General features: G+C 73.9%; 1 protein-coding gene. It reads left to right on the top strand.

The features are described 5' to 3' along the window. The first annotated feature begins 20 nt into the window (after positions 1–20). On the top strand, positions 21–21,089 hold the full coding sequence (locus AB0C12_RS17240) for an amino acid adenylation domain-containing protein (RefSeq protein WP_360548856.1): 21,069 nt from the start codon (positions 21–23) through the stop codon (positions 21,087–21,089). The last annotated feature ends 6 nt before the right edge of the window (positions 21,090–21,095 follow it).

Genomic DNA, 21,095 nt, shown 5'->3' with positions numbered 1-21,095 from the left:
ACATCGGAGGGCGAGATCAGATGACGGCAGGGCTGCAGGGTGTCGAGGAGCTTCTCGCGCGGTGGAACAACCACACGCGGCCGGCGACCACCTCGACCGCGGTCGCTGACTTCGCCGCGCAGGCCCGGCGTACCCCCGATGCCCTGGCCCTGGTGGCCGGGGAGACCAGGCTCACCTACCGGGAGCTCAGCGGCCGGGTCCACGCGGTTGCGCGGCACCTGCGCGAGCGGGGCGTCCGGGCCGAGGACGTGGTCGGCATCGGGATGCCGCGTTCCGCCGACATGGTCATCGCCGTCCTCGGTGTCATGGCCGCCGGCGGCGCGTTCGTGCCCGTCGACCCGGCCTGGCCCGCCCAGCGCCGCGAGCAGGTGCTGGCCGAGGCCCGGGCCGCGCTCGTGCTGACCGAGCTGCCGCCGGGGGTGGCCGAGGACCCGGAGATCCCGGTGGCGCCGGGGCAGCTGGCCTACGTCATCTTCACCTCCGGCTCGACCGGCACGCCGAAGGGCGCGATGATCCGGCACGAGGCCATCGCCGAGCGGCTGCGCTGGCAGGTCGAGCACGTGCTGCACTTCGGGCCGGGCGACGCCTCGCTGTTCAAGGCGCCGCTGTCCTTCGACATCAGCGTCAACGAGATCCTGCTCCCGCTGGTCTCCGGCGGTTACGTGGTGGTGGCCGAGCCCGGCGGCGAACGGGACCCGCAATACCTGCTCGACCTGATCGCCGCCGAGGGTGTGACCTTCGTCTATCTGGTCTCGTCCATGCTGGACGTGCTGCTGCAGCTGGCCCGCGGCACCCACCTGCTGGACGGCCTCAAACACGTCTGGTGCGGCGGCGAGGTGCTCACCCCGGAGCTGTTCGACCGGTTCCGCGCCCAGCTCAGCACCACGCTCTACCACGGCTACGGGCCGGCCGAGGCGACCATCGGCGTCTCGCACGTGATCTACCGCGACTCGGCCGAGCGGATCGCCACCTCGATCGGCCGGCCCAACCCGCACACCCAGCTCTACGTGCTCGACGACGAGCTGAACCCGGTCGGCGCCGGCGTCACCGGCGAGCTCTACGCCGCCGGTTTCCTGCTGGGCCGCGGTTACGTCAACGCGCCCGCGCTGACCGGCGCCCGGTTCGTCGCCAACCCGTTCGGCCCGGCCGGGGAGCGGATGTACCGCACCGGCGACCTGGCCCGCTGGCACGCCGACGGCACCCTGGAGTTCGTCGGCCGGGCCGACAACCAGGTCAAGATCCGCGGCATGCGGCTGGAGCTGGAGGAGGTCGAGGCGGTCGTCGCGACCCACCCGGCGGTGCGCCAGGCCGTCGTGGTCGTGCCCGACCGGCAGCTGATCGGGTACGCCGTCACGACCACCACCATCAGCCCGGACGAGCTGCGCGGCTGGTGCGCGGATCGGCTCCCGGAGTACATGGTCCCGTCCGCGTTCGTGCTGCTGGACGCGTTCCCGCTGACTCCCAACGGCAAGGTGGACCGGCGCGCGCTGCCGGCACCCGTACTGGCCGGACCGGCCTCGCGGGCGCCGCGCACGCCCACCGAGGCCGCTCTCTGCGAGGTCTTCGCCTCCGTGCTGGGCCTGGACACCGTCGGGGCCGAGGACGACTTCTTCGCCCTCGGCGGGGACAGCATCGTGGCCATCGGGGCTGTCCGCGCGGCTCGCCGGGCCGGCTTCACGCTGCGCGCCCGCGACCTGTTCGCCAACCCCACGCCCGCCGCGCTGGCCCTGGTCGTCGCGTCCACCGCCGAGCCCGGGACCACCACGGTGGATCCGACCGGGCCGGTCCCGCCGACGCCGATCGTCGCCTGGCTGGACGAGGTGGGTTCGGCGACCGACGGCTTCTTCCAGGCCGTCACGCTGCGCACCCCGGAGGGCCTGACGCGGCCGGAGCTGCACGAACTGGTGGACGGGCTGCTCGCCGCGCATGACGTGCTGCGCGCCTCGCTCGACGGCGCGGTGCTCACCGTCGCCCCGGTCGGGTCGGTCACCGCTCGCGACGTCGTCCGGATCGGCGAGGACCTGGACGCCACCGCCGCCCGCCTGAGCACCGACCGGATGGTGGCCTTCTCCTTCGACGAACAGGCCCGGCAGCTGATCGTGGCTGTGCACCACGTCGTCGTGGACGGGGTCTCGCTGCGCGTCCTGGCCGAGGATCTGCGGACCGGGCTGCCGATCGCGCCCGCGCCGACCGCGTACCGGCAGTGGGCGACCGCACTGTCCGCGGCGGACTTCAGCGCTGATGAGGCGTACTGGGCGGCGGTCGCGGCCGAGCCGGTGCCGCTGCTCGGCAGCCGGGCGCTGGACCCGGCCCGGGACACCGTGGCCACCGAGGAGACGCTGACCGTCACTCTGCCGTCGGGAGTGACCGAGACCCTGCTCGGCCCGGTGCCCGCGGCGATCCGCGGCGGCGTCAACGACGTCCTGGTGGCGGCCCTGGTGCTGGCGTTGTCCCCGGACGCGCCGATGCTGGTGGAGCTGGAGGGCCACGGCCGCGAGGAGGACGCCGTGGACCTGGACCTGTCCCGCACCTTCGGCTGGTTCACCACGCTCTTCCCGGTCCGGCTGGACGTGACCGGGCTGTCTGTGGCCGCCGCGGTGAAGGCGGTCAAGGAGCAGTTGCGCGCGGTGCCGGCCAACGGTCTCTCCTACGGTGCCCTGCGCTACCTGGGTCCCCGGCCGGAGCTGGCCGTGCAGCCGCAGGTGCTCTTCAACTACCTCGGCCGGCTGGATTGGGACGTCGTCGAGCGGCGGGACCCGCGCATGCCGCTGCCCCGGGCGCTGGAGGTCAACGCCGTCACCGTCGACACCGAGCTGTCCGCCACGTTCAGCTGGGCCACCGGTGTGCTCTCCCGGGAGCGGGTCGAGGAGCTCGCCGCCCGCTGGGTCGAGCTGCTGACCGCCATCGCCGCTGATCCGGCCGTCACCGGGCCCACCCCGTCGGATTTCCCGCTGGTGGATCTGACCCAGTCCGATGTCGACGCGCTCGGCGCCGAGGTCACCGACGTGCTGCCGCTGACCCCGCTGCAGACCGGGCTGTTCTTCCACGCCACCTACTCGCCGGGCGCCGACCCGTACGTGGTGCAGCAGCTCATCGAGCTGGACGGGCCGCTGGACGGGGAACGGCTGCGCCGCGCCGCCGGGGAGCTCTTCGACCGGTACCCGAACCTGGGCGCCGCGTTCCGCCCGGTCGGCGACGGCGACGTGGTAGCCGTTGTCGGCTCCCGCCCCGAGCTGCCGTGGCGGCTGGTCGTCACCGATGACGTCGACACCGTGGCCGCCGCGGAGCGGGCTGAGCCGTTCGACCTGGCCCGTCCGCCCGGCATGCGGTACGCCCTGGTCCGGCTGGCCGCCGACCGGCACGTGCTGGTGCAGACCGTGCACCACATCGTGGCCGACGGCTGGTCCGTCCCGCTGATCCTCAACGACCTGCTCGCCCTGTACGCCGGGCAGTCCCGGCCGCCCGCCCCCGCCTACCGCGACTTCCTGGCCCACCGCGGCACCGGCGACCCCGGGGCCTTCGCACGCCTGCTCGACGGCGTGGACGAGCCGACCCTGCTGGCTCCCGGCGCCGACGCCCCCGCCGCCCGCCTCTCCGCGACCGTCGACGGTGCCGGTGTGCAGGCGGTCGCCCGCGCGTACGGGATCACCGTCAGCAACGTCCTCGCCGCCGCCTGGGGTGTGCTCGTCGGCCGGGTGACCGGCCGCACCGACGTGGTGTTCGGCTCGACGGTGTCCGGCCGCGGCGTCGAGCTGCCCGGCATCGACGCGATCGCCGGCCTGCTCATCAACACCGTGCCCGCCCGGGTCCGCTGGACCGGCGCCGACAGCCTGGCCGACGTGCTGCGCGGCTTCGCGGCGGCCCAGCGCGAGGTGGTCGAGCACGAGCAGACCGCACTGGCCGACGTCCAGCGCCGCCTGGGCCTGCCCGAGCTGTTCGACACCCTGGTCGTGGTCGAGAACTACCCGGCCGCTGCCGCACCGGAAGGCGGTGACCTGCGGATCGCCGGGATGCGCGTGATCGAGGCGCCGCACTATCCGGTGACGCTGATGGTCAAGCCCGGCGACACCATCGCCGTCGACCTGACCCACCGGCTCGCCCCGGAGACCGCCGAGCTGCTGCTGGCGCAGTACGTCCGCGTGCTGACCGCGATCGCCGCCGACGCCTCCCGCCCGGTCGCCACCCTCGATCTGCTGTCGGCCGAGCAGCGGGCCGCCGCGCTGGCTCTCGGGACGGGAGCTCCCGCGCCGGTCACGGCAACCGTGCCGGACATGATCGCGGCTGTCGATCCCACCCGGACCGCCGTGCGGGCCGGCGCGGTGGAGCTCACCTACGCCGAGCTGTGGTCCCGCGCGGGCGAGGTGGCCGGCGCCCTGCACGCGGCCGGGGTCCGCCGCGGCGACGTGGTGGCGGTCGCCACCCGGCGCACGGCCGAGTTGCCGGTCGCGCTGCTCGGCGTGCTGCGCGCCGGGGCCGCGTACCTGCCGGTGGATCCGGGCTATCCGGCCGCCCGCATCGAGTTCATGCTCGAGGACGCGGCACCGGTCTGCGTGCTCGCTGACGACCCGAGCGCGCGGACGTTACCTCCGCACGAGCTGCCGACCGTCCGGGTCCGGACCGCTCGGGGTGCCGCACCGGCGGTGACGCCGGACGGGAACGACGCCGCGTCCGTGGTCTACACCTCCGGCTCCACCGGCCGGCCCAAGGCTGTCGTCGGCACCCACGCCGGCCTGGCCAACCGGCTGGCCTGGGCCCGCGACGCCTGGGACGGCGAGGTGCGGGTGGCCAAGAGCTCGATGAGCTTCATCGACGGCACCACCGAACTGCTCGGCGGACTGGTCGCCGGGGCCACCGTCGTCGTCGCGGACGAGACCGCGGCGGCCGACGGCACGGCCCTGGCCCGGCTCGTCGCCGAGTCCGGCGCGACCCAGCTGCTCGCCGTGCCGAGCCTGGCCGCCGCGCTGGCCGAGACCGCCCCGGACCAGGTCCGCGGGCTGGGCCGGTGGATCACCAGCGGTGAGGCCCTGACCGCGGACACCGTCGCCGCGCTGGTGGCGGCCTCGCCCGGGGCCACGGTCGTCAACTCCTACGGCGCCTCGGAGAACACCGGCGACGTGCTGGCCGGGGTGGTCACTCCGGGGGAGCCGGTCACCCTGGGCCGGCCCGTGCCCGGGGTACGGATCCACCTGCTCGACGCCGCCCTCGAACCGGTCGCCCCGGGCGCTGTCGGTGAGCTGTACGTCGGTGGTGTCCAACTGGCCCGGGGCTACCGGGGCCAGGGCGGTGCGACGGCGGCCCGGTTCGTGGCCGACCCGTTCACGCCCGGCGAGCGGCTCTACCGCACCGGCGACCTGGGCCGCTGGCTGGGCGACGCGGTGGAGTTCCTGGGGCGCAACGACGACCAGGTCAAGGTCAACGGGCACCGGGTGGAGCTGGCCGAGGTGGAGGCGGCCCTGCTGCGCCGCCTCGGGGTCCGCGAGGCGGTAGCGGTCGCCCGCAACCGTAGGAGCCTGCATGCCTACGTGGTCGGCGAGGACCTCGACCCGCGGGGACTGCTCGCCACGTTGCGGGAGGAGCTGCCGGCGTATCTCGTGCCCGCGACGGTGACCGTGCTGGACGCCGTACCGCTGCTGCCCAACGGCAAGCGGGACAGGCGCGCGCTGCCCGACCCGGCCGCCACCGTGGCCGCCCCGCCGCGCACACCGCGCGAGGCCCTGGTCTGCGAGCGCCTGGCGAGCGTTCTCGGCGTCGACTCCGTCGGCGTGCACGACGACTTCTTCGCCGCGGGCGGGGACAGCATCTCGGCCATCCGCCTGGTCAACCTGCTCGCCCGGGACGGGATCGTGCTCACCACCCAGGACATCTTCCGCACCCGGACCGCCGCCGCGATCGCCGCCACCGGCGAGGAACCGGTCGCCGAGCCGGACAGCGCGGCGGCCGCCGAGGTCTGGGAGCTCTCGCCGCTGCAGCAGGGCGTCTACTACCAGGCCACGTTCTCCGACGGCGCCAGCACCTACCTCGCCCAGAACGTGTTCGACCTGGACCGGCGCATCGACGTGCCGGCCCTCGAGCTGGCCTTCGCCGCGCTGCTCGACCGGCACCCGACGCTGCGGGTCGCTTTCACCGGTGACCCCCGCCCCATGCAGACCGTCAGCCCGAGCGTGCCCGCGGTCGTCACGGTGCTCGACGGCGACCCCGAGCTGATCGCCGCTGAGGACCGGGAGCGCCCGTTCGACCTGACCGCGCCCCCGCTGGTCCGGCTCACCGTCGTACGCAAGCCCGACGGCACCGACCGGCTGCTGCTGACCTGCCACTTCCTGCTCTGGGACGGCTGGTCGCGCGAGCTGGTGCTGCGTGAGCTGTTCGCCCTGTACGACTCGCGCGGCACCCGCGGGGCCCTGCCGCTCGACGGCCCCGGCTTCACCGACTACCTGACCTGGATCGCCACGCGGGACACCGCCGCCTCGGCCGCCGCCTGGAAGTCGGCACTGGGAGAGCCGACCATCGTCGTGCCGGAGGCCGTCGGACGCGAACCGATGCTCTCCGACCGGGTCCTGGCCGCGCTGCCCACCGGCGTCACCACCCGGCTCAACGAGCAGGCCCGCCGGGCCGGCGTCACGCTGAACTCGGTGCTGACAGCCGCCCTGGGCCTGGTGCTGGGCCACCGCACCGGCCGGGGCGACGTCACCTTCGGCACCACCGTCGCCGGCCGCCCGACCGATCTGCCCGGCATCGAGAACGTCATCGGGCTGTTCCTCAACACCGTGCCCGCCCGGGTCACCGCCACCGGTGGCACGCCGGTCGTCGAGCTGGCCCGCCGGGCTCAGCAGGACCGGCTCGACCTGGCCCCGCACGAGTACCTCGGGCTCGGCGACATCCAGCGCGCGGCCGGTCACGAGCAGCTCTTCGACACCCTGTACGTGCTGCAGAACTTCCTGGCCGACGACACCTTCGCCGACCTGGAGGCCGCCCAGGGCATCGTCGACGTCGAGTACACCGACACCACGCACTACCCGCTGACCTGGGTGCTCACGCCGGGCGCGAACCTGCGGATCAAGCTGGAGTACCGCCCCGACGTCATCACCGAGGTCACCGCCCGGTCCATGGTGGACTCGCTGATCACCGTGCTCAGGACGCTGGCCGACGACCTGGACGTCGCGGCCGGCGCGATGCCGTTCGCGGCCTCCCCGTCGCGAGGGCGCGACGCGGACATTCCGGACATCACCATCGCGGAGATGCTGGCCACGCAAGCCCGGCGCACCCCGGCGGCGGTTGCCCTCGTGGCCAGGGAGCAGCAGCTCACCTACGCCGAGCTGGAAGCCCGGATCGACGCCGTCGCCCGCGGGCTGGTCGCCCGGGGAGCCGGGCCGGAGCAGATCGTCGCGCTGGCCCTGCCGCGCGGCGTGGACATGGTCGTCGCGCTGTTCGCCGTGCTGCGGGCCGGGGCGGCGTACCTGCCGCTGGATCTGGACCTGCCGGCCGAGCGGCGCCGGCAGATGATCGACGACGCCCGGCCGTTGCTGGTGCTGACCTCGCTCGACGGCCTGGCCCGCGACGAGGGGCCGGTGACCCACCCGGACTTCACCGGCGACCGGCTCGACCGGCCGGCGTACGTCATCTACACCTCGGGCTCCACCGGCAAGCCCAAGGGTGTCGTCACGCCGTACCGGGGGCTGACGAACATGCAGCTCAACCACCGGGCCGAGATCTTCGACCCGACCGTGGCGCGGGCCCGGGCGGCCGGCGTCGAGCGGCTGCGGATCGCGCACACGGTCAGCTTCTCCTTCGACATGTCCTGGGAGGAGCTGCTCTGGCTGGTCGAGGGGCACGAGGTGCACGTCTGCGACGAGGAGCTGCGGCGGGACGCGACGGCGCTGGTCGCGTACTGCCACTCGCGTGGGATCGGCGTCATCAACGTGACCCCGACGTACGCGCACCACCTCTTCGCCGAGGGCCTGCTCGACGGGCACCGGATGTGGCTGGTGCTGCTGGGCGGCGAGGCCGTCACCGAGGCGGTCTGGTCCCGGCTCAGCGACCCCGACGGCCCGACCGGCTACAACCTGTACGGCCCCACCGAATACACGATCAACACCCTGGGCGCCGGTACGGCCGACAGCCCCACCCCCACCGTCGGCCGGCCCATCCTCAACACCCACGGCCACGTGCTGGACAACTGGCTGCGTCCCGTCCCGCCCGGCGTGGCCGGCGAGCTGTACATCGCCGGCGCCGGCCTGGCCCGCGGCTACCTGCACGCGCCCGGCCTGACCGCCGCCCGCTTCGTCGCCGGGCCGGACGGCACCCGCCTCTACCGCACCGGCGACCTGGTCCGCGAACGCCCGGACGGCAACCTGGACTTCCTCGGCCGCACCGACGACCAGGTGAAGATCCGCGGCTACCGCATCGAACTGGGTGACGTGGAGAGCGCGGTCGCCGCCGTGCCGGGCGTCCGCCAGGCCGCCGTGCTGGCCCGCGACGGCAAGCTGGTCGCCTACCTCGTCGGCCCGGTCGAGCCGGCCGAGGTCCGGGCCGCGCTCACCGAACGCCTGCCGTCCTACATGGTCCCGTCGCTGTACGCCGTCGTGGCCGCCCTGCCGCTGACCGTCAACGGCAAGCTCGACACCGCCGCGCTGCCCCCGGGCGCCCCGGTCCTGTCGGACGCCCGGGGCCCGCGCGACAAGCGGGAAAGCCTGCTCTGCGGCATCTACGCGGACGTGCTGGGCCTGCCACAGGTCGGCATCGACGACGACTTCTTCGCCATCGGCGGGGACAGCATCTCCTCGATCGCGGTCGCCGGCCGGGCCCGCAAGGCGGGGCTGCACGTCACGCCGCGGGATGTGTTCCGCCGCCGTACCGTGCAGGCGCTCGCCGCCGCGCTGCCCGCGACGACCGTGGAGGTCGGCACCGACAGCGGCCTGGGCGACATCGCGCTGACCCCGATGCTGGCCGAGACGGTGAAGTCGGCGACCCCGCTGAGCCACTTCTACCAGTCGATGGCCTGGCACACCCCGGCCGCGCTGACCCGCGCGCAGCTGGAGACCATCCTGCAGGCGCTGCTGGACCGGCACGACCTGCTCCGGGCCACGTTCGACGGCACCCTGCACGTGCCGCCGCCCGGTCTGCGGGCCGCCGACCTGTTCGCCCCCGACGAGGACGAGGCGATCCGGCGGCTGGACCCCGCTCGCGGGATCATGCTGCAAGCGGTCCGGACCGGCCGAAAGCTGACGCTGGTGATCCACCACCTGGTGATCGACGGCGTCTCCTGGCGGATCATCACCGGCGACCTGGCCCGCGCCTGGGCCGATGTCCGCGCCGGCCGCCCGGTCGCGCTGGACGAGGTCGGTACGTCGTTCCGCACCTTCGCCGCCACCGGGGCCGACTACTCGAAGCAGGCCGGCTTCTGGCGCGCGACCCTGGCCGACCCGGGCCCGGGCCTGGGTGACCGGCCCGTGGACCCGGCCGTCGACACCGCCGCCACGGTCCGCTCGATCACGGTCAGCCTGCCGGCCGACGTGACCGTCCCGCTGCTGTCGACCGTCCCGGCCGCCATGTACGGCGGCGTCAACGACGTGCTGCTCACCGGTCTCGCCGTCGCGGTCAACCGCTGGCGCGGCCGGAACGCGCCGGTGCTGGTCAGCCTGGAGGGCCACGGCCGTACCGGCGAGGAGGACCTGTCCCGCACGGTCGGCTGGTTCACCGCCATCCACCCGGTGCGGCTCGACCCCGGCCCGGACGGCGACGTGGCCGCCGCGGTCCGAGCGATCAAGGAGCAGCTGCGGGCGGTGCCGGCCGACGGCATCGGGTACGGCCACCTGCGCTGGCTGCACGACGAGGACTTCGGCCCGGCGCCGCAGATCCTTTTCAACTACCTGGGCCGCTTCGGCGCCGAGGGCGGTGGCGACTGGAGTCCTGCCGCGCCGTTGCGCGAGGGGGTCGACCCGGCCAACCCGGCGATGCCGCTGGAGATCAACGCGCACGCCACCGGCGACGTGTTCACCGCGACGCTGTTCTGGCCGGCCGGCATCCTCGGCGAGGACCGGGTCGTCGCCCTGGGCGAGCAATGGATGGCCGCGCTGCGTGAGCTGGCCGCGGCCGACCTCAGCGGGCACACGCCGTCGGACTTCCCGCTGGTCACGCTGACCCAGGACGACGTGGACGCGTTCGCCGACGCCGCCGACGTGCTGCCGCTGCTGCCGTTGCAGGAGGGCATGTACTTCCACTCGGTGACCGCCGAGGTGGACACGTACGCGGTGCAGCAGATCGCCGAGCTGACCGGCGCGGTCGACCCGGCCCGCCTGCGCCGTGCGGTCGAGGCCGCCGTCCGCCGCCACGACGCGCTGCGGGCCTCGTTCCGCGAGCTGCGCGACGGGCGGGTCGTGCAGGTCATCGCGGCCGACGTGCAGGTGCCGTGGCGCGAGTACGGCGCGGACGGCCCCGAGCGCCTCGCCGAGATCGCCGCGGCCGAGCTGGCCCAGCCGTTCGACCTGGCCCAGGCGCCGGTGCTGCGGTACGCGCTGGTCTCGCTCAGCGCCACCGAGCACCGGCTGATCGAGACGATGCACCACATCCTGGCCGACGGCTGGTCGTACCCGCTGGTGTTCTCGGACGTGGTGGCGGCGTACCACGGACGGGAGCTGCCCACCCCGGCCGCGACCTTCCGCGACCACGTGGAGTCCGTCGTCACCCGCGACCGCGAGGCCGCCCGCACCGCCTGGAGCACCGCGCTGGCCGGCGTGGAGCCGACCGCCCTGTACCCGGACGTCACCACGGTGTCGCACCACGACAGCGCCTTCGCCGTCTTCGCCCGCAGCCGCGAGCTTGCCGAGGTCGCCCGGGCCAACGGCGTCACGGTCAGCACGCTGGTGCACGGCGCCTGGGGTCTGCTGCTCGGCCGGCTGCTCGGCCGTGATCGCGTGGTCTTCGGCTCCACGGTCTCCGGCCGCGGCGGTGACCTCAGCGGCGTGGAGACCATCGTCGGGCTGCTCATCAACACCGTGCCGGTGCCGATGGGCTGGCGTCCGGACGAGCCGCTGGGTGACGTGCTGCGCCGGCTCCAGGAGCAGCAGACCGACGTGCTGGACGTGCAGCAGGTCGGCCTGGCCGAGCTCAACCGGCTGGCCGGGGTGCGGGAGCTGTTCGACTCGATGGTGGTGGTGGAGAACTTCCCGGCCGTCGAGGGCGGCGACGCCGAGGGCCTCGGTGTGCGCGGCTTCACCGGTACGGACTCACCGCACTACCCGGTGTCGCTGGTCGCCTTCCCCGGTGACGACCTGACGCTGGAGGTCAAGTACGACGCCGCGATCGGGGCGGCGGCCGCCGAACGGCTGGCCGGTCTGGTGCACCGCATCCTGGACCAGTTCGCCGACGGGCTCGACCGGCCGGTGTCCACCCTGGACCTGGGCGCGACGGCCACCGGCGGCGAGACCCTCGAGGTCCGCGACACCACCCTCGATCTGTGCCTGGACCGTCCGGACGCCGTCGCGGTGACCGCCGGCGACAGCACTCTGACCTACGCCGAGCTGGAGGCCCGCTCGAACCGGCTGGCCCACGAGTTGATCGCCCACGGCGTGGGCCCGGAGTCCCGGGTCGCCGTCGCCCTGCCGCGCGGTGCCGACCTGATCGTGGCGCTGCTCGCCGTCATCAAGGCCGGCGGCTGCTACGTGCCGGTGGACCTGGGCGCCCCGGCCGCCCGCCAGGAGTACATCCTGGGCGACGCGGCACCGGTCTGCCTGATCGGTGACGGCGGTGTGCCGGTCGACGCCCCGGGCCGCCCGGACACCCGGCCGCAGGTGGCCCTGAGCAGCGCGAACGCGGCGTACGTCATCTACACCTCCGGCTCGACCGGCAGACCCAAGGGTGTCGTGGTGACCCACCGCGACGTGCTGGCGCTGTTCGCCGCGGCCGAGCGGCACTACAGCTTCGGCCCGGACGACGTGTGGACGATGTTCCACTCGTACGCCTTCGACTTCTCGGTCTGGGAGCTGTGGGGCCCGCTGCTGTACGGTGGCCGGCTGGTCGTCGTCCCGCACGACGTGGCCCGTGACCCGCAGCGCTTCCGGACCCTGTTGCGCGCCGAGGGCGTCACCGTCCTCAACCAGACACCGTCCGCGTTCTACCCGCTGATCGAGGCGGACGCGGCCGAGCCCGACCGGTTGCCGCTGCGCTACGTCGTCTTCGGCGGCGAGGCACTGGACCTGTCCCGGCTCACCGCCTGGTACGCCCGCAACACCACCCCGCAACTGATCAACATGTACGGCATCACCGAGACCACCGTGCACGTCTCGTTCCGCGCCCTGCACCCGGACGACGTGAGCCGGCCCAGCGTCATCGGCACCGCCCTGCCCGGCCTGACCGTGTATGTCCTGGACGCCTATCTGCAGCCGGTGCCCGAGGGCGTGACCGGCGAGATGTACGTGGCCGGTGACCAGCTCGCCCGCGGCTACCTGGACCGGCCGGCGCTGACCGCGTCCCGGTTCGTGGCCAACCCGTTCGGGCCGGGCCGGCTCTACCGCTCCGGTGACCTGGCCCGCTGGGACGACGGCGAGCTGGTCTACCTGGGCCGCTCCGACCACCAGGTGAAGATCCGCGGCTACCGGATCGAGCTGGGCGAGATCATCTCGGCGCTGCTGGCGCTCGGTGGCGTCTCCGACGCGACCGTGATCGTGCGGGACGGCCGGCTGGTCGCCTATCTGGTCGCCCGCGCCGGCACCCGGCCCGACGCCGACGCGATCCGCGCGCACCTCGCCACGACCCTGCCCGACTACATGGTCCCGGCGGCGTTCGTGACGCTGGACGCGCTGCCGCTGACCGTCAACGGCAAGCTCGACCGCGCGGCCCTGCCGGCCCCGGCCGCCGAGACCCGGGCAGTGCCGGCCGCCACCGACGAGTCGCCCGCGGTCACCACGCTGCGGGAGCTGTTCGCCGAGGTGCTCGGCGTGCCGGTGCCGGCCGACGGTGACTTCTTCGCCCTCGGTGGGGACAGCATCGTCGCCATCCAGCTGGTCAACCGGGCCAAGCGCAGCGGCGTACGGATCTCTCCGCGCGACGTGTTCGTCAAGCGCACCCCTGCCGCGCTCGCCGCCACCGACGCGAAGCCCGCTCCGGTGGCCGCGCCGAGCGACGGCGTCGGTGAGGTGGCGCTGCTGCCGATCGTGCACCGGCTGGCCGAGCTGGGCGGCGATGTCAGCCGCGTGCACCAGTCCGACCTGATCCGCACCCCACCCGGCGCGACCGCGGCCCGACTGCAGCAAGCGCTGGACGCCCTGGTCGAACGCCACGACGCCCTGCGGTTGCGGCTGAGCCGCCCGGCCCCGATGCTCTGGTCCCAGGAGATCACCCCGACCGGCCAGGTCGTGCTGACCACTGTGGAAGGTCTCGACACCATCCAGCGGGAGGCCGAAGCCGCCGTCGCCCGGCTCGACCCGGACGCCGGCCGCGTGCTGGAAGCAGTCTTCTTCGACGCCGGGCCGGACCGGCAGGGCCGCCTGCTGCTCGTCGCCCACCACCTGGTCGTGGACGGCGTCTCGTGGCACATCCTCACCGAGGACCTCCGCCAGGCCTACGAGGGACGCGCCCTCGAACCGGTCGGCACCTCGCTGCGGACCTTCGCCCGGCTGCTCACCGAGGAGGCCGGCAGCGCGTCCCGGCTGGCCGAGTTCCCGCATTGGCAGAGTGTGCTCGCGCCCGGTGGCGAGCTCGTGCCCACCGCCCTGCCCGGAGGGCCGAGCCGCGACCACGAGATCCGCATCCCGGCGGAGCACCTCACCGGCGACGTCACCGCGACGCTGCTCACCACCCTGCACGCTGCGGTCAACCGGTGGCGGGGCACCCAGGACGACCTGGTGGTCGACCTCGAACGGCATGGACGGGAACCGATCGGCGACGCGGACCTGTCCCGCACGGTCGGCTGGTTCACCTCCGTCTCCCCGGTTCGTCTGCCCGCGCTGCCGACCGGCGACGGGCTGGGCTTCGGCCTGCTGCGCTACCTCAATCCGCGATCGGCCTCGGCCCTGGCCCGGCTCGGCACCCCGCAGGTGCTCTTCAACTACCTGGGACGCTTCACCGAGGACACCACGGACTTCTCGCCCGCGGACGAGGACATCAGGGTGGGACTCGACGGGGTCACGCCGTACCTGTTGGAAGTGAACGTCTGGATCCGCGGCCGGGAGCTGCACGCGGTGCTGACCTATGCGGATGAAGGGCTGGGGCTGGACGCCACCCGGGCCATCGCGGACGGCTGGGCGGCGGCGCTGGCTCCGGCCGAGCAGCAGTGGCCGCTCTCGCCGTTGCAGGACGGGCTCTTCTTCCAGGCCAAGCTGGCCGGTGACGCGGACGTGTACATCGCGCAGAACGCCTTCGACGTCGGGTACCGGTTCGACGTGCCCGCGCTCGAACGGGCCTTCGCGGCGGTGCTGGCGGCCCATCCGGCGACCCGGTTGGGCTTCACCGACGAGGGCCGCGACCAAGCGGTGGCGATCCTCGGCACCGAGGTGCCCGCGGTCGTCGAGGTCGTCGAAACCGACGAGGCCGGACTCGACGAGATCATGGCGGCCGACCGGGCGCGCCCCTTCGACCTCGCGAAGCCGCCGCTGGCCCGGCTCACCGTCGTGCGGCGGCCCGGCGGCCGCGACCGGCTGCTCTTCACCTACCACCTGCTGCTCTGGGACGGCTGGTCGCGCGAGCTGGTGCTGCGCGACCTGTTCGGGGCCTATGCCGGCCGCCCGATCGCGCCGGAGCGGGCGAGCTTCGCCGACTATCTCGACTGGCTGACCCGGCAGGACACCGAGGCGTCGGCGCGCGCGTGGGCGGACGCGCTCGGCGAGCCGACGATCCTCCACCCGGCCGCCGCCGGCACCCGCCCGGTTCTGGCCACCAGCCTGGCCTTGCCGCTCACCGAGGCCCAGACGGCCCGGCTCACCGAGCAGGCCCGGTCGGCCGGGGTCACCCTCAACACCGTGCTGAGCACCGCCCTCGGAATGGTGCTGAGCCACGCGTCCGGACGCGCCGAGGCCACCTTCGGCATCACCGTCGCCGGGCGGCCCACCGAGCTGGACGGCATCGACGAGGTGGTCGGCGTCTTCCTCAACACCGTCCCGCAGCGGGTGACCCTGTCGGCCACCGAGGCGGTGCGCGACGTGCTGCGACGGGTGCAGGCCGAGCGGATCGAGCTGATGGCCCACGAGTATCTCGGCCTGGGCGAGATCCAGCGCGCGGCCGGTCGCGGCGACCTCTTCGACAGCCTGTACGTGCTGCAGAACTTCCTCAACGACGACACCTTCACCGACCTCGAGACCGAGCACGGCATCGTCGGCGTCGAAGCCGTGGACGCCACCCACTACCCGCTGACCTGGGTGGTCACCCCGGGACGGCAGCTGCGGGTCCGCCTGGAGTACCGCTCCGACGTGGTCGCCGAGGCCGACGCCCGGTCCCTGCTCGACCGGTTCGCCGAGGTGCTGCACACCCTGGACGCCGACGCGCCGGTGGCCGCCGTGCCGCTGTCCGGGGCGCCGGCCCTGCTCGGCCACAGCGCGGAGATCCCCGACCTGACCATCGCGGAGATGCTCGCCGAGCAGGCCGCGAACACCCCGGCCCGGGCCGCGCTGACCCACGACGGCGTGACGCTCAGCTATGCCGAGCTGGACGGGCGGGTCAGTGCCGTGGCCCGGGGACTGCGATCGCTGGGCGCCGGCCCGGAGACGATCGTCGGGCTCGCTCTGCCGCGTGGCATCGACATGGTGGTGGCGCTGTTCGCGGTGCTGCGCGCCGGGGCCGCGTACCTGCCGCTGGATCTGGACCTGCCGGCCGAGCGGCGCCAGGACATGATCGACGACGCCCGGCCGCTGGTCGTGCTGGAGTCGCTGGCTGGGCTGTACGAGGAGGTCGGCGAGCCGTGGCGGGCCGACTTCGCCCCGGGTACGCCCGGACGGCTGGACCGGCCCGCGTACGTCATCTACACCTCCGGATCCACCGGGCGGCCGAAGGGGGTCGTGACGCCGTACCGGGGGCTGACGAACATGCAGCTCAACCACCGCGAGGCGATCTTCGCGCCGACCGTGGCCGCGGCCGGTGACCGGGTGCTGACCATCGCGCACACGGTCAGCTTCTCCTTCGACATGTCCTGGGAGGAACTGCTCTGGCTGGTCGAGGGCCACCACGTGCACGTCGCCGACGAGGAACTGCGCCGCGACGGCCGGGCCCTGGTCGCCTACTGCGCGGCCCACCGGGTCGACGTGGTCAACCTGACCCCGACGTACGCGCAGGCGCTGCTGGACGAGGGGCTGCTCGACGGCGACCACCGGCCGTGCCTGGTGCTGCTCGGCGGTGAGGCCGTCTCCGAGAAGCTCTGGGCGGTCCTGCGCGACACCGGGGGCGTGGCCGGCTACAACCTCTACGGCCCGACCGAATACACGATCAACACCCTGGGCGGGGGTACGGCGGACAGCGTCACCGCCACCGTCGGGAAGCCGATCTGGAACACCACCGGCCACGTCCTCGACGCCTGGCTGCGGCCGGTCCCGCCCGGCGTAGCGGGCGAGCTCTACATCGCCGGCGCCGGTCTGGCCCGCGGCTACCTGAACCAGCCGGGCCTGACCGCGTCCCGCTTCGTCGCCGGACCGGACGGCACCCGCCTCTACCGCACCGGCGACCTGGTCCGCGAACGCCCGGACGGCAACCTGGACTTCCTCGGCCGCACCGACGACCAGGTGAAGATCCGCGGCTACCGCATCGAACTGGGCGAGGTGGAGACGGCCGTCTCGGCGGTGCCCGGCGTCCGGCAGTCCGCGGTGCTGGCCCGCGACGGGGCGCTGCACGCCTACCTGGTCGGCCCGGCCACCCCGGCCGAGGTGAAGGCCGCTCTGGCCGAGCGCCTGCCGTCCTACATGGTCCCGTCCCTGTACGCCGTCGTGGAGGTGCTGCCGTTGACCGTCAACGGCAAACTCGACGCCGCCGCGCTGCCCGCACCCGCCCCGGTCACCACCGAATCCCGGCCGCCCGCCGACGACCGGGAGCGCCGGCTGTGCGAACTCTTCGCCGAGGTGCTGGACCTGCCGTCGTTCGGGGTCGAGGAAGACTTCTTCGACGCGGGCGGGCACTCGCTGACCGCGCTGCGGCTGCTCGGCCGGATCCGGGCCGAGCTGGGTGGGGACCTGTCGCTGCGGGTGCTGTTCGATGCCCGTACCCCCGAACGCCTGGCCCGGGCCACCGCGGGCCCGGCGCGGGCCGCCCTGGCCGCCCGGACCCGGCCGGACGTGCTGCCGCTGTCCCCGGCGCAGCAGCGGCTCTGGCTGCTCGACCAGATCGACCCCGGTTCCAGCGCCTACAACTATCCGCTGGTGCTGCGCCTGGCCGGCCGGATCGACATGGAGGCGCTGTCGCTGGCCCTGGCCGACGTGGTGGCCCGGCACGAGGTGCTGCGCACGCTGATCTCCGGCTCGGCCCAGCACATCACCGAGCCACCGGCGAGCCTGCCGGTGCTGACCGGTGTGCCGGTGGCCGAGCTGGTCGCCCGCCCCTTCGACCTGGCCGCGGACCTGCCGATCCGGGCCGCGGTCGTGGACGAGGGCGACAGCTCGGTGCTGGCGCTGGTGCTGCACCACATCGCGATGGACGAGTGGTCCGACGGACCCCTGCTGGGTGACCTGAGCACCGCCTACCTCGCCCGCCTCGCCGGCCGGGCACCCGCCTTCACCCCGCTGCCGGTGCAGTACGCCGACTACGCACTGTCCCTCGTGGACGATCCGGCGCAGCTGGACTTCTGGCGGTCCGCGCTGGACGGGCTGCCGGACGAGATCACCCTGCCCGCCGACGCGCCGCGCAGGCCGGGCCGCCGGACGGCCGGTCTGGTCCGCGCCACCCTGCCCGCCGAGCTGATCGACCCGTTGCGGGAGATCGCCCGCGCCGAGTCGGCCAGCCTCTTCATGGCCCTGCACGCCACCCTGGCCGCGCTGCTCTCCCGGCACGGCGCGGGCACCGACGTGCCGATCGGCAGTCCCACCTCCGGCCGCGGCGACGCCGCCCTGGACGACCTGGTCGGCTTCTTCGTCAACACCGTCGTGCTGCGCGCCGACCTGTCCGGCGAGCCCACCTTCGCCGAGCTGCTGCGCCGGGTGCGCGCCACCGACCTGGCCGCGTTCGAGCACGCGGCGGTGCCGTTCCAGCAGGTCGTGGAGCTGGTCGGCCCGCCACGGGCGGCCGGGCGCAACCCGCTGTTCCAGGCGATGATCGGCTACTTCCACCGGCCGGCGGACGGCGGCGAGGTACTCGGGCTGCCGGTGCTGCCGGCCCCGGAGGTGGCGGCCGACCCCAAGGTCGACCTGAACGTCACGTTCATCGACGGCGGCGCGGACGGGGTGGAGGTCACCTGCGAGTACGACGCGGGGCGGTTCCGGCCGGAGACCGCCCGGCGGTTGCTGGACCGGTTGGTGCGGCTGCTGGACGCTTTCGCCGCGGACCCGGCGCTCCTGGTCGCCGAGGCCGACCTGCTGACCGACGACGACCGGCGGGAGCTGCGATCGCTGCATTCCCCGGCCGGTGATGACGGGGCTTCGCCCGCGTCGGATGGCGGCCTCCTGTCGGCCTTCGCGGGTCCGGCCGCGTTGGATGGCGGCCTGTTGCCGGCCTTCGCGGGTCCGGCCGCGCCGGACGGCGGTCTGCTGCCGGCCTCCGCGGGCCGCTCGCCGGGTGCGGCAGGTCTGGTCGGCGTTGCGGCGGCTGACCGGCCGTGGTTCGCCGCGCTTTCCCGGCATGCGGGCGAGGCGCTCGTTGCCGACGGGATGAGCTGGAGCTATGCCGAGCTCGACCGGGCCTCGGACGCCGTCGCGGCGCTGCTGGCGGCCCGGGGGATCGGTCCGGAGAGCATCGTCGGGATCAGTCTGCCCCGCTCGGCCGACCTGGTCGTCGCCGTGCTCGGCGTGGCCAAGGCCGGCGCCGCGTACCTGCCGCTCGACCCGGCGTTCCCGGCCGCCCGGCTGGCCTTCATGGTCGAGGACGCGCGGCCGGCCGCCGTCATCGGTGACGCGGTGTTCGACGGTGTGCCCACCGTCAAGCTGACCGAGGCGGTGCCCGCCGCGGCGCCGCCGGTGCGGATCCGGCCGGAGCACGCCGCGTACGTCATCTACACCTCCGGCTCGACCGGGCGGCCCAAGGGCGTTGTCGTCACCCACCGGGACCTGGCGACGTTCCTGGCCGCCGTACCGGTGGGGGGTGATGACCGCCTGCTCGCGGTCACCACGCTGTCCTTCGACATCTCCGTGCTGGAGCTGATGGGTCCGCTGCTCGCCGGCGGGACCGTCGTGCTGGCCTCGCCGGCCCAGGTCCGGGACCCGCTGCTGCTGGCCCTGCTGCTGCGGGAGCAGCGCGTCACCACGATGCAGGCGACCCCCTCACTGTGGGCGGCATTGCTGGAGTCGTCCGATGTGGACCTGTCCGGGGTGCGTGCGCTGGTCGGCGGCGAGGCCCTGCCCGTATCGCTGGCGGCGGACCTGGTCGCTCGGACGGCGGCCGTGGTCAACCTTTACGGCCCGACCGAGGTCACGGTCTGGGCCACCCGCGACGACGTTGACGCGAGCTGGGACGGCACCATCGGGCGCCCGTTGCCCGGGACCTCCGTGCACGTGCTCGACGAGCGGCTCCAGCCGGTGCCGCCGGGCGTGGTGGGGGAGCTCTACCTCGGCGGCGCCCAGGTCACCCGGGGCTACCTGGGGCGGCCGGCGCTGACCGCCGCCCGCTTCGTGGCCACCGACGACGGGCAACGGCTCTACCGCACCGGCGACCTGGTCGTGCTGCGCGGCGGCCGGCTCGGCTACCTGGGCCGCACCGACCACCAGGTGAAGGTGCGCGGCTTCCGGATCGAGCTGGGCGAGATCGAAGCGGTCGCGCTGGCCCACCCGGACGTGACCCGGGCCGTCGTGGTGGCCCGGAACGACCGGCTGGTGGCCTACCTGACGACGACCAACGGAACGGTGCCGGACGGGCTGTGGGACGACGCGCTGCCGGCCTACATGGTCCCGGCCGTATGCCACGTGCTGGACGCGCTGCCGCTGACCCCGAACGGCAAGGTGGACCGGGCCGCGCTGCCGGACATCGCCGTCACTACCGCCGGTACGTCGCCACGGTCGCGGGTCGAGGCCACCGTCGCCCGGATCGTGGCGGAGGTGCTCGGGGTGCCCGAGGTGGGCGTCCACGACGACTTCTTCGCGCTCGGGGCCCACTCGCTGCTGCTGGTTCGGCTCGCCACTGCGTTGCGCCGGGAGACGGCTGTGGACGTACCGGTGGCCCGGCTCTTCACCGCGCCGACCGTCGCGGGGGTGGCCCGACTGCTGGCCGACGACGCACCCCCCGGGGACGCTCTTGATCCGGTGCTGACCCTGCACGCGGGCGGTGACCGGCCGCCGCTGTTCTGCCTGGCTCCGGCGAGCGGGTTGAGCTGGCAGTTCGCCGGGTTGAAGAGGTATCTGCCGGCGGACATCCCGCTGATCGGGTTGCAGAGTCCGCTGCTCTCCGGCGGGACGCTGCCGTCGTCGCTGACGGAACTGGCCGCGGCGCACGCTTCGCTGATCACGGCTCGGCAGCCGAACGGACCGGTGCGGCTGCTGGGCTGGTCGTTCGGAGGGGCGTTGGCGCTGTGCGTCGCGGCCGCGCTGAGCGCGCGCGGCCGCGAGGTGGAATTCGTCGGCATGCTGGACGCGCGCCGGGAGACGGTCCAGGCGCCGTCGACGGTCGCGGCCCTGCTCACCGAGATGGGGTACGAAGTCAGCGATCCCGGGCTGTCTCTGGCTGACGCGGTGGGCTTTGTGCGTGCGGTTGGGGGGAGCGTGGCTGCGTTGACGGATTCGCAGATCGCGTCGGTGTTGGAGAGCTATCTGGCCGCTGATCGGCTGATGGCTGCGGCGGAGTATCCGGCTTATCGGGGGTCGGTGTTCTTCGTCGAGGCGACTGTGGCTGAGCAGGGGTTCACCGGCCCGGCTGCGCCGTCCTGGCGTCCGTTGGTGGGTGGCATGGAGGTGCACTCGCTGCCGGTGGCGCACTCGGAACTGTTGGACCCGGCGACACTGGAACGCCTCGGACCACTGCTGGCCGAGCGCCTGGGGTGATTGCTG

This window comes from Actinoplanes sp. NPDC048967, assembly GCF_040649415.1.
Taxonomy (GTDB): domain Bacteria; phylum Actinomycetota; class Actinomycetes; order Mycobacteriales; family Micromonosporaceae; genus Actinoplanes.
The sequence above is the reverse complement of the archived record's forward strand: the minus strand, read 5'-3'. Positions and strand labels throughout refer to the sequence as shown.